General features: G+C 41.9%; 11 protein-coding genes. 9 read left to right on the forward strand and 2 right to left on the reverse strand.

Annotated features, from left to right (window positions below; translation table 11 throughout):
- The first annotated feature begins 27 nt into the window (after nucleotides 1-27).
- The 9 genes from WDA22_00630 (at nucleotide 28) to WDA22_00670 (ending at nucleotide 9728) form a co-directional block, all read left to right on the forward strand.
- Nucleotides 28-504 (forward strand): NADH-quinone oxidoreductase subunit C, encoded by a 477-nt coding sequence (locus WDA22_00630; protein ID MFA5831955.1) that lies wholly within the window; start codon nucleotides 28-30, stop codon nucleotides 502-504.
- Between the two features lie 51 nt (nucleotides 505-555).
- Nucleotides 556-1713, forward strand: a complete 1158-nt coding sequence (locus tag WDA22_00635) for an NADH-quinone oxidoreductase subunit D (protein ID MFA5831956.1) — start codon at nucleotides 556-558, stop codon at nucleotides 1711-1713.
- 64 nt (nucleotides 1714-1777) lie between these two features.
- A complete protein-coding gene (locus WDA22_00640) occupies nucleotides 1778-2821 on the forward strand; it encodes a complex I subunit 1 family protein (GenBank protein MFA5831957.1) in 1044 nt (347 codons plus the stop codon).
- 46 nt (nucleotides 2822-2867) lie between these two features.
- Entirely contained in the window at nucleotides 2868-3545 is a 678-nt protein-coding gene (locus WDA22_00645) for an NADH-quinone oxidoreductase subunit I (GenBank protein MFA5831958.1), read from the forward strand.
- A 7-nt stretch (nucleotides 3546-3552) separates the two neighbouring features.
- Nucleotides 3553-4083: an NADH-quinone oxidoreductase subunit J gene (locus WDA22_00650; GenBank protein ID MFA5831959.1), complete on the forward strand. Its 531-nt coding sequence runs from the start codon at nucleotides 3553-3555 to the stop codon at nucleotides 4081-4083.
- Nucleotides 4084-4165: 82 nt separating this feature from the next.
- Nucleotides 4166-4474 (forward strand): NADH-quinone oxidoreductase subunit NuoK, encoded by a 309-nt coding sequence (nuoK, locus tag WDA22_00655; protein ID MFA5831960.1) that lies wholly within the window; start codon nucleotides 4166-4168, stop codon nucleotides 4472-4474.
- Entirely contained in the window at nucleotides 4474-6528 is a 2055-nt protein-coding gene (gene nuoL / locus WDA22_00660) for an NADH-quinone oxidoreductase subunit L (protein ID MFA5831961.1), read from the forward strand. Before nuoK ends, nuoL begins: the two co-directional genes overlap by 1 nt.
- A 49-nt stretch (nucleotides 6529-6577) precedes the next feature.
- Nucleotides 6578-8179 carry an NADH-quinone oxidoreductase subunit M gene (locus WDA22_00665; GenBank protein MFA5831962.1) on the forward strand — a complete coding sequence of 534 codons (1602 nt, stop codon included), beginning with the start codon at nucleotides 6578-6580 and terminating at the stop codon, nucleotides 8177-8179.
- Between the two features lie 49 nt (nucleotides 8180-8228).
- Entirely contained in the window at nucleotides 8229-9728 is a 1500-nt protein-coding gene (locus tag WDA22_00670; protein MFA5831963.1) for an NADH-quinone oxidoreductase subunit N, read from the forward strand.
- Nucleotides 9729-9774: 46 nt separating this feature from the next.
- On the opposite strand, the gene WDA22_00675 is transcribed toward WDA22_00670, so the two are convergent.
- Nucleotides 9775-10560, reverse strand: coding sequence for a type III pantothenate kinase (locus tag WDA22_00675; protein ID MFA5831964.1), 786 nt, complete (start codon nucleotides 10558-10560; stop codon nucleotides 9775-9777).
- A gap of 61 nt (nucleotides 10561-10621) precedes the next feature.
- Nucleotides 10622-11404, reverse strand: coding sequence for a biotin--[acetyl-CoA-carboxylase] ligase (locus WDA22_00680; GenBank protein MFA5831965.1), 783 nt, complete (start codon nucleotides 11402-11404; stop codon nucleotides 10622-10624).
- Nucleotides 11405-11406: the final 2 nt, after the last annotated feature.

An 11406-nucleotide genomic window follows, 5' to 3' on the forward strand; every position in this document is an offset into this window, starting at 1 on the left:
AAAGATTTGGAAAATCTAGAAAAAAAAATGACAGCACAAGAAATTCACGACCTCTTCAAGAAACAATTCCCCGAAGCAGTTCTCGAAGCAAAACTTGAGAATGTTGCTGATCCATTCATCAAAATTCAACCTGAAACCATCAAAGAAATTTCCGAATTCGCAAAGAACAGCGAACAGTTACAGTTTGATTATTTAATGTGTCTCTCCGGTGTGGATTACAAGGGGAAACTTGGCGTTGTGTATCATCTCTATTCTATGGTACATCGACATAAGATGGTGTTGAAAGTAGAAGTGCCGACGGAAAATCCGAATGTACCATCCGTTGAGTCTGTTTGGAAATCAGCCAATTGGCATGAACGTGAAGCATTCGATTTGTTTGGACTCAACTTCGCCGGACATCCTGATCAACGAAGAATTTTACTGCCGGACGATTGGGAAGGACATCCGTTACGGAAAGATTATCAAACACCTGAATTTTACAATGGAATGAAAGTTCCGTATTAACTTATTATAGATGACCGTCACTTAAGAAGTGTCGGTCATCTTTCAATGACAATGATTGAAACCTTAGAAAAACATAAAACATCCACCGGAAAGACTCTCCGTACCGAAGAGATGGTCGTCAATATGGGACCGCAGCACCCGTCAACACACGGCGTGCTTCGACTCGAGGTTGTGCTGGATGGTGAAATTGTGATGGATGTGATACCGCATTTAGGATATCTGCATCGATGCTTTGAAAAACATTGCGAACATATGACCAGTTATCAGCAGGTTGTTCCGTATGTTGATCGAATGGATTATGTTGCTGCCATGACCAACGAAATGGCATACGTTGTAGCTGCTGAAAAACTGCTGAAAATAGAAGTTCCCGAACGAGTTCATTATATCCGCATCATCATGGCGGAACTGCAACGCATTGCTTCACATTTGATTGCGATCGGTACGTTCGGTATTGATATGGGGGCATTTACTCCATTCCTCTATTACTTCCGTGATCGGGAGAAGATTCTCGAATTATTTGAAATGACATGCGGTGCCCGATTACTGTACAACTACATGTGGATCGGCGGTCTTTCGCATGATATTCCCCCTCAATTCGTCGATAAAACAAAAGAATTTTGCAGAGATTTCAAAAAAACGCTGCAAGAAGTAAACGATCTTCTCAATTATAATGAAATCTTCATTAAACGTACGGCAAATGTTGGTATTCTTCCCAAAGATCTTGCAATCAATTATGCATGCAGCGGTCCGATGCTTCGAGGCTCCGGAGTGAATTTTGATCTGCGTCGCGATGATCCATATACCCTCTATCATAAATTCGAATGGGATGTGATTGTCGGTAAGGGAGAAATGGGCACAGTTGGTGATGTGTGGGATAGAAACATGGTGCGGCAACTCGAAATGTGGGAGAGTCTCCGCATTATTGAACAAGCTCTTGTGTCGATTCCTGAGGGTGATGTCCAAAAAGCAGTTCCGAAACGAATTCGTCCGGTGCCGGGAGATGCGTATGGACGTATTGAGGGTCCGCGTGGTGAATTAGGATTTTATATTGTTGCGGAAGATAATGTAACACCGTATCGGATTAAAGCCCGCGCTCCGGCATTTGTTAATCTGAGCGTTATTAACGCGATATCAAAAGGGGCAATGCTTGCCGATCTTGTTGCCATCGTAGGAAGTATTGACATAGTGCTTGGGGAAGTGGACAGATAAGACAAGTAAAAAGTGAAAAGTTAAAAATGTTTAGCTGGTTGTGAAAAATTAAATAGAATTATCAATGGAAAATCTTCTTGCATTCATCAACAATCCGATCGTCATGTCAATACTATTGGCGTTGATTCCGGTAGTATTCATTCTCGTCTATGCACTCGTTGTGCTGTACGGCGAAATGAAAATGGCGGCGCACATTCAAAATCGACTTGCCTATATGGAAAACGGATGGCATGGGACATTGCAGCCGTTCGCCGACATCTTAAAGTTGCTGCAAAAAGAAGACATTATTCCGACAGCAGCCGATAAATTTTTGTTTATCCTTGCTCCGTATCTCGTCTTCATCGGAACGTATGCTTCCTTTGCAGTGCTACCCTTTAGCAGCAGCTACATAGGCAGCAGTATTGATCTTGGAATATTTTATCTCGTCGCCGCTTCTTCAATTGTTGTTGTTGGATTGTTAATGTCCGGTTGGGCCTCCAATAATAAATGGTCATTGTTCGGCGCACTTCGTTCCGCAGCACAGATCGTCAGCTATGAAATTCCCGGAGTGCTTGCTATTCTCGGAGTTGTGATGGTGTTTAGCACAATGAATATGGAAACGATGACGCAAATGCAGGATGGAGGAATACAAAACTGGTTGATTCTTGGTGGTAATTTTCCATTAGGACAAAAACTGGCACTCATTCCGTTTACGTTTGTTCTCTTTTTGATCTATCTGTTGTCATCGATGGCGGAAGTAAACAGAACACCGTTTGATCTTCCTGAAGCAGAATCGGAATTGGTGCAAGGCTATAACACAGAATACAGCGGAATGAAATTTGCAATCTTCTATTTAGCAGAATACGCGAATCTCTTTTTAGTCTCAGCCGTTGTTGTGGTGATGTTCTTTGGAGGCTGGACAAGTCCATTTGGATCCTTTATGAGTGGTCCGGTTTGGAGCGCATTCTGGTTTGTGTTGAAAGGGATGCTTTTTGTTTTCTTGAACATCTGGCTCCGATGGACACTTCCCAGATTGCGTGTTGATCAATTGATGTACGTTTCTTGGAAAGTGTTAACACCGTTTGCATTGTTCTGCATTATCGCAATCGGTTTTATTATGGTTATGTGATCTCACCGCAGAGACGCTGAGACGCAAAGAGAAAAACAAAATATTTATGACTGCATTTACAACATATTTTAATGATATCTATCGTTCGGTCAGTTCGGCAATGATCGGAATGAGAATTACTATTAAGCAAATGGTTTCGCCGACCGTAACGCTTCAATATCCGCATGTGAAAAAGCAAATGCCGGATCGCGTTCGTAACCGATTATACATGAATTTTGATGATTGTATCGGTTGTGAATTATGTGCCAAAGCATGCCCGGTTGACTGCATTGAAATTGAAGTGATGAAAGCACCACCCACAGAAAGTCTTGGTGAAACATCAACGGGTCAAAAGAAAAGGATCTACGTAACAAAGTTCGATATTGATATTGCTAAATGTTGTTACTGCGGTTTGTGCGTATATCCTTGTCCGACCGAATGTTTGAAGATGACCGATGTATATGAGTTTTCGGAATACAACCGGAACAATCTCATCTACAATTTTGGGACGATGTCTCCTTCCGAAATTGAAACAGCAAAATTAAAAGTAAAACAAAATGATGAAGAACAGGCAGCCAAAAAAGCTGCTGTGGCTGCTCAGGCTGCTGCTGCAAAAGCCGCTGCAGCTGCTACCGCCTCTGCTCAAGCAGCTGCACCGCTTGCTTCTGCTGCGCCACCAGTTCTTGTTCCACCGGTGCAGAATCCTTCACCAAAAGATCCCGAAACACCACCAACTCAGCAATAGAACTATTATGAATCTATACGAAATAATTTTTTACTTCTTCGCTGTTGTCACTGTTGCTTCGGCTGCACTTGTTGTCTTCTCCCGTAATATAGTGTACTCGGCATTCTCATTGTTGTTCACCTTCTTCGGGGTAGCGGGAATTTATGTTCTACTGAACGCAGACTTTTTAGCGATTACACAATTACTCATTTATGTCGGTGGTATCCTTGTGTTGTTGCTGTTTGGCGTGATGTTAACGACTAATACTGTCAGCATCGATATCAAATCCGGTTCACTGAATGTTCTCCCGGCAGTCAGCGTTGTTGCTGCAATTGCAGGATTGCTTGCCGGACTCTTCTGGACAAGTGACTGGTTTGTCAGCAAACAGATGGGCGAATTGACGGTGCAGACTACATCAAAAGATATTGGAACGGCATTGATCACAACACATTTGCTGCCGTTTGAAATTGCGTCTGTGATTTTGCTCGTAGCGATTGTTGGTGCGGCGATGATGGCGAGAAGAGAAAGCTCCAAATCACAAATTCCAAATTCCAAATAACAAATATCAATTATTTTTGGATATGTGATTTCGACTCAGCTTTTTTGGAATTTGAATATTGTATTTTGGGATTTTTAATTTTATGACTATTACACTTACACATTTTCTTTTGATCAGCGCGGTGTTGTTCTCATTTGGGATCTATGCCGTCCTTTCGCGAAGAAATGCAATCATGGTTTTGATGGGTATTGAACTCATCTTAAACTCTGCCAACATCAATTTTCTTGCGTTCTCCCGTTTTGGCGGGATGAACATCGAAGGACAGATGGCGGCCATTTTCGTGATTATCCTTGCAGCGGCGGAAGCTGCAATAGCTCTTGCAATCGTGCTGAATATTTACAAACGCTTCAATACAGTCAATGTTGACGAAATTTCATACTTAAAAGACTAATGATACCCGAACTTAAAATTGCTCTCGCAATTCTTTTTCTCCCGCTTGTCAGCTTTGTCCTTCTGATTTTCTTTGGAAAACGATTCACGGAAAAGAGCGGTCTGATTGGTACAACATTCCTCGGAATTGACCTGGCCCTTGCGATCTACATCTTCTTTGCGAAACTTTCTGTGGAATCGACATGGGATTTCACATTTACCTGGATCGATTTTCACACCGTCGTTAATCAAGTCCCACTGAAAATTGATATCGGCATTATGGTCGATAATCTTACGGCAGTGATGCTTGTTGTGGTGACGCTCATTAGTTTTTTGGTTCATCTCTTTTCACTGGCATACATGAAAGGGGATATTCGTTATTCGCGGTATTATGCTAATCTCGGAATCTTCACTTTTTCAATGCTCGGCATCGTTGTTACCAACAACTATTTACTCATGTATGTTTTTTGGGAATTAGTTGGATTGAGCTCTTATTTGCTCATCGGTCATTGGTATGAAAAAAAATCTGCGTCAGACGCTGCAAAGAAAGCGTTTATTGTCAATCGAGTCGGCGATCTAGGCTTCTTTATTGGAATCATGATTGTCTGGATGCAGTTTTCAACATTAACGTTTAGCGGTATTTTTTCAGCAATTGGAAACGGAAATATTCCGTTTGATTCAAGTACCTGGTTAACGGCTGCCGGTCTTCTCATTTTCTGCGGTGCTGTCGGCAAATCGGCACAATTCCCGCTACACGTTTGGCTTCCGGATGCGATGGAAGGTCCGACTCCGGTCAGCGCACTGATCCATGCCGCAACAATGGTGGCGGCTGGTGTCTATCTTGTCGCAAGAACCTTCCCGATGCTAACCGCAGATGCACTGTTAGTGATAGCATATACAGGAGCGATTACTGCATTTATTGCCGCTACAATTGCAATTGTTCAAAATGATATTAAAAAAATTCTTGCGTATTCTACCGTCAGTCAATTAGGGTATATGGTGATGGGACTCGGTGTCGGTGCATATACCGCCGGCGTTATGCATCTTGTTACGCACGCTGCTTTCAAAGCCGGACTCTTCCTTGCATCCGGCTCCGTTATCTATGCAATGCATCATGCACTTCATCATTTGAACGATCATCATACGGATGCGCAGGATGTCCGATTTATGGGCGGATTGAAATCAAAAATGCCAGTGACGTTTTGGACGATGATGATTTTTACGCTGGCAATTTCCGGTGTTCCGCTGACTTCTGGCTTTTTGAGTAAAGATGAAATTCTGGCTGGAACGCTTGCGTTTTCACATTTTACGGGACATTCCCTTATCCCCATTATTGGATTTTTTGTTGCAGGCCTGACGGCATTTTATATGTTTCGAATGTTGATTCTCACATTCATGGGGGAACATCAGGATAAACAACGATATGAGCATATTCACGAATCCCCTCGGGTGATGACAATCCCGTTAATGACTCTGGCTGCTCTCTCATTTTTTTTCTTCTTCTCATTAAATCCAATCAACGCAAGTCATGGATGGTTTTTTGAGAAAATGACCTATCCAACAGTGGCTGTTTCTGAACAAGTTGCATCGACACCAACCGGCGAATTTATTGAAGAGATCCATCATCAGCATTCGATGGCGATGATCCTTTCTGTTGGAGTATCCGGTCTCGGAATTCTACTTGCTTTCGTTACTTACTATTGGAAGAAAATTTCTGCCGACGCGTTTGAACGTGCTTTGAAGCCGGTTCATACATTCCTGTATCGGAAATGGTACTTCGACGAGTTGTATGATGCGACCGCCGTTGCAGCAATGCTCGGTATTGCAAAGATTCTGGCATGGTTTGATGGAACAATTGTGGATGGAATTGTGAATGGAGCAGCATGGGTTACGAAAATCGTTTCCACCATCAGCGGAAAGTTCGATTCATACGTTGTTGATGGAATGGTGAACTTTACGGCATATTTTGCCGGACTGTTGGGCCTTTCCATCCGAAAAGTTCAAACGGGAAAAGTTCAGACATATATGATCTTTGCAATCGTTGGTTTGATGGTGTTGTTGGCTATGTATATCTAAAATCATTTTTTGTAAAAGCGCTACATTATTTTCTAATCTTATTAATACTATGGAACTTAAAATTCTTAACATCGGTATCCTCACGTGGCTTACGTTTCTTCCTATCGTTGGGATGATTATTGTCTTATTACTTCCCAAAGAACAAAAGTCAGCTGTGCGGTGGACTTCATTGGTATTCACATTGCTCCAGGTAGTCTTTGCATTTTTGTTGTTCGCTAAATTCGACCGGTCACTAGCCGGCGTAAATTCTGTCGACACAATGCAGTTCAAAGAAGTGTTCAATTGGATTAATGTAAAGAGTACAGGGTGGTTTGGATCAATAAAGATCGATTATTTTCTGGGTATCGATGGTATCAGTCTGCCAATGGTATTGTTGACAGCGATTATTTCCTGTATCGCCGTCATCTCATCGTGGACAATCGAAAAATCGATCAAAGGATATTTTGCACTCTTGCTTCTTCTTGACACCGGTATGATGGGTGTGTTTGTGTCGCTCGACTTCTTCCTCTTCTATATCTTCTGGGAAGTGATGTTGCTGCCGATGTATTTCCTGATCGGTGTGTGGGGCGGACCGAGAAGAGAATATGCTGCCATTAAGTTCTTTCTCTATACATTGCTCGGTTCGGTCTTGCTGTTGTTGGCAATGTTAGCGCTCTATTTTAGTGTGACAATCATTGATCCGGCATCGGGTGAAAAGATTCATACGTTCAATATGCTGGCGATGATGAATCCTGCAAACTATGAAGCAGGTTCGATTCTATCCGGTGTTTCAACATCATGGAGATATTTGGCATACATCGCAATCTTTATAGGATTTGCGATCAAAGTTCCGATTTTTCCATTTCACACATGGCTGCCCGATGCGCATGTTGAAGCGCCGACCGCCATTAGTGTTATTCTTGCTGGTGTTTTGTTGAAAATGGGGACATACGGATTATTGCGAATTGCCTTCCCAATATTTCCGGATGCAGCAATGCATTATCTCTATCCGCTCGCATTTCTTGGGTTCATCAATATTATCTACGGCGCCTTCTGCGCGCTTGCACAAAAAGATTTTAAGAAATTGATCGCATATTCTTCTGTCAGTCATATGGGAATTGTGCTCCTTGGAATTGCCGCAATGAATACACAGGGAATGCTCGGGGGTATGCTGCAAATGTTCAATCACGGAACGATCACAGCAATGCTCTTCTTGATTGTCGGCGTCATCTATGATCGTGCTCATACACGCGGCGTTGATGACTTCGGCGGATTGATGAACAAGATGCCGAAATATTCCGGTGTGATGACGATAGCATTTTTTGCTGCCATCGGACTGCCTGGTTTAAGCGGATTCATTTCGGAAGCATTCTCGTTCCTTGGTGCATTCCAAACCTTTCGCTGGCTGACAATTGCTTCAGCATTCGGCATTGTGTTAACAGCGGGCTATATGTTGTGGACGCTGCAGAGAGTATTTCTCGGATCACTTCCGGAAAAATGGAATGACCTTACCGATATCAACACCCGCGAACTTATTATGTTAGTTCCGTTGGCAATCATTGTTATTGCCCTCGGATTGTATCCGAATATTATGCTTGATGTGATGAATGCCTCGGCAAATACGTTGGTCGATTTTGTCAAAGGAAGTGCAGTGGGAGTGGTCGGTAACTAATCTTTTGTAAAGCATTTTTTATTATTTGTTGTATTAATTTGAATATATCATGCTAGAAACTATTCTTAATAATGTCTCAAACATCCTGCCTGAAGTCATCCTTACGATAACACTCTGTATTGTTCTGTTAGCTCATTTGGTAAACCGAAAAAATGCTCAGATGATGATGGTGCTTTCGTTGACGGGGTTACTTGCATCGTTCTATGTGTTGACGGAACAGATCGGAATGAACAGTTCAACATTCAGCGGTATGCTGAGTGTGGATCCTTTCGCAATTTTCTTTAAGCTTGTGATCATCCTTGCGACCATCGTTGTTGTGTTGATGTCCCGATTTTCTGATGAAGTAAATGCAGAACACAAAACGATCGGAGAATATTATTTCCTGATTCTGTCAATGGCTCTCGGAATGATGTTCATGGTTGGCTCTTCGAATTTGTTGATGATGTATCTAACGCTGGAGATGAGTTCGCTTTCATCCTACGTTGCATCCGGCTTTACGCGCAAAGCGAAAGATTCGTCCGAAGCGTCCATGAAGTATCTGCTCTATGGAGCTTTCTCTTCCGGTGTGATGCTTTACGGTATATCAATCGTCTACGGTTTGACCGGGACACTCAATATCTCTGGAATTAATCAAGTATTAATGCAGGGAAGTTCCAATCACCTTGCCATGATTGTTGCTTCCATCTTCATTCTTGTTGGATTCGGGTATAAGATCTCTGCTGTTCCATTTCATTTCTGGACACCTGATGTTTATGAAGGAGCACCGACGACAATCACAGCGTTTCTTTCTGTCGCTTCCAAAGCGGCTGGTTTCGCCATGATGATGCGCGCATTCAAAGTGATGTTTATCGATTCTTCAGTGATGAATCTTCCAGCCGGGACATGGACATTTCTGAGCGGGGTTCATATTCAAAATGCTTTGATGATTCTTTCGGTGCTCACGATGACTCTTGGAAATCTTGTTGCGCTTTGGCAGGACAATGTGAAACGGATGCTGGCATATTCAAGCATCGCACAAGCTGGCTATATGCTGCTTGGACTGGTTGTCCTCAGTAACGATGGATTTTCTGCAGTGATGGTTTATTTTGTGGTGTATTTGTTCATGAATCTCGGCGCATTCTATGTGGTGATGCTCATCGCTAATAAAATCAATAGTGAACATATTGATAATTATCGAGGACTTGGGAAGCGATCGCCGCTCCTTTCTGTATCGCTTGCAGTATTTCTTATTTCACTTACAGGACTTCCTCCGACAGCAGGATTCATCGGTAAATGGATGATTTTTCTTTCCCTCATTAATGCAAAAATGATTGTGATTGCGGTTATCGGAGTGCTGAACAGCGTTGTTTCTTTGTACTATTATGTTCGAATCATCAGGAATATGTTTTTGAGAGATGAACAATCTGCAACAGTGGAACCAATGACATTTCCATTGGCACAACAAATTTTATTGATGTCGCTACTGATTCCAACACTTTATTTTGGATTATTCTTTAATTCATTGGTAGAATTTGCACAGATGTCTGTGCAGATGTTTGGAATGAAATAATTTCTTTAAGTGACCGTCACCTTTAAGATGATGGTCACTTTGTCCATCACTTTTTCTTCTTATTCTTCTTTTCCACTCTCTCCACAATCAGTCTAATTCCTTCCAGCACTAATGTTGGTTCATGCTTATTGATGACCTTGGATTGTTTTTTCATCGTTTCAGAAAATCCCCCGGTGGCAATAACGGTTGGATAGTCGTCTAATTCTTTTGAGATACGGCGGATCATTGTTTCCATTGAATCAAGCGCTCCGTACAAAATACCTGCCTGCATACTTTCAACCGTATTTTTTCCAATGACTTTTTCGGGAAATTTCAGATCAATCTTAGGCAACTTTGCCGCCCGACGATGAAGTTCTCCGGATGCGGTTTCAATTCCGGCGGTAATCACTCCTCCAAGGTACTCACCATTTTTTGATATAACATCGAACGTTGTTGCCGTTCCAAAATCAACGATCACGAGGGGACCCCTATACTTTACATATCCAGCAACGGCATTACACAATCTATCAGCACCGACGGAACGGGGATCATCATAAAGAACCTTAATACCGAGGTCAAGATCTGATGAAATGATGATCGGTTCAATATGGAAATATTTGCGAGACATTTTCAGACAAACGTCTGTCAAATTTGGGACGACTGAAGCAATTCCTATGGAAGTAATCTTCTTTGTTGAAATGTTCGCATGTTCGCAAAACTCTCTCACCAGTGCGCCAAATTCATCCTCCGTGCGAGTGACAAAACTTGTTACCCGCCAATCGCCGAGTAATTTGTTTCCATTATATATTCCAAAAACGGAGTGTGTGTTGCCGATATCGATGGTAAGTATCATATATTACTTCCTTTTTTTATCACAAAGACACAAAGATCACTTTGTGTCTTTGTGATTTTCTTTATTGATAAGCCAGACTTACATCTCCGGCAAAAATATTTTTTCGTTGTCCGTCTTCCGTTTCAATAATCAGGCTACCATCTTCGTCCACATCAATCGCAGTAGCAGCAAAACTAAATTCACTCTCTAATACAGTAATCTTTTTTCCAAAAAGCAATGCCTTCATTTTCCAATCATTCAGTAATTGCTGAGGTGGAAAATGAGACAATTGTTCGTACCGATTTTCTAATTCTTCTAATATCGATTGAAGCAATAGAACACGGTCAATTTCTTTTCCACATTCATTTTTTATGGATGATGCCTTATACCGAAGATCACCATCAAATTCTTCTTGATTTACATTTACCCCGATACCAAAAACAATTTTTTCCAGCGCAACTTGCCCTGTTGAAGATTCTAGAAGCATTCCACATATCTTTTTATTGTTGACGAGAACATCATTCGGCCATTTACATATTGGAGAAAGAGCAGTCACTTTTTCAATGGCATCGGCCACGGCAAGCGAACCGGCAAAGGGAAGAAGGGAAATTTTCTCCACAGTGAATTCGGGAAAGAGTATAATCGAAAAAAGTAAATTCTTTTCTTTTTGAGATACCCAGTTTCGCTGTAAACGCCCTCGTCCGGACGTCTGTTCTTCAGTGATAACAATCGTGCCATGTGGAGCTTCTGACTTGCTTAAGGATTTTGCATAGGTATTCGTTGAATCAATCGATTGGAAAGAAAAAATATTTTTCCCCAATTGTTTGGTTTTCAGCGAGGCTAATATCGTATCTTTTTCAATCATTC

This window comes from Bacteroidota bacterium (assembly GCA_041658205.1).
Lineage (GTDB): Bacteria > Bacteroidota > Ignavibacteria > UBA10030 > UBA8401 > UBA8401.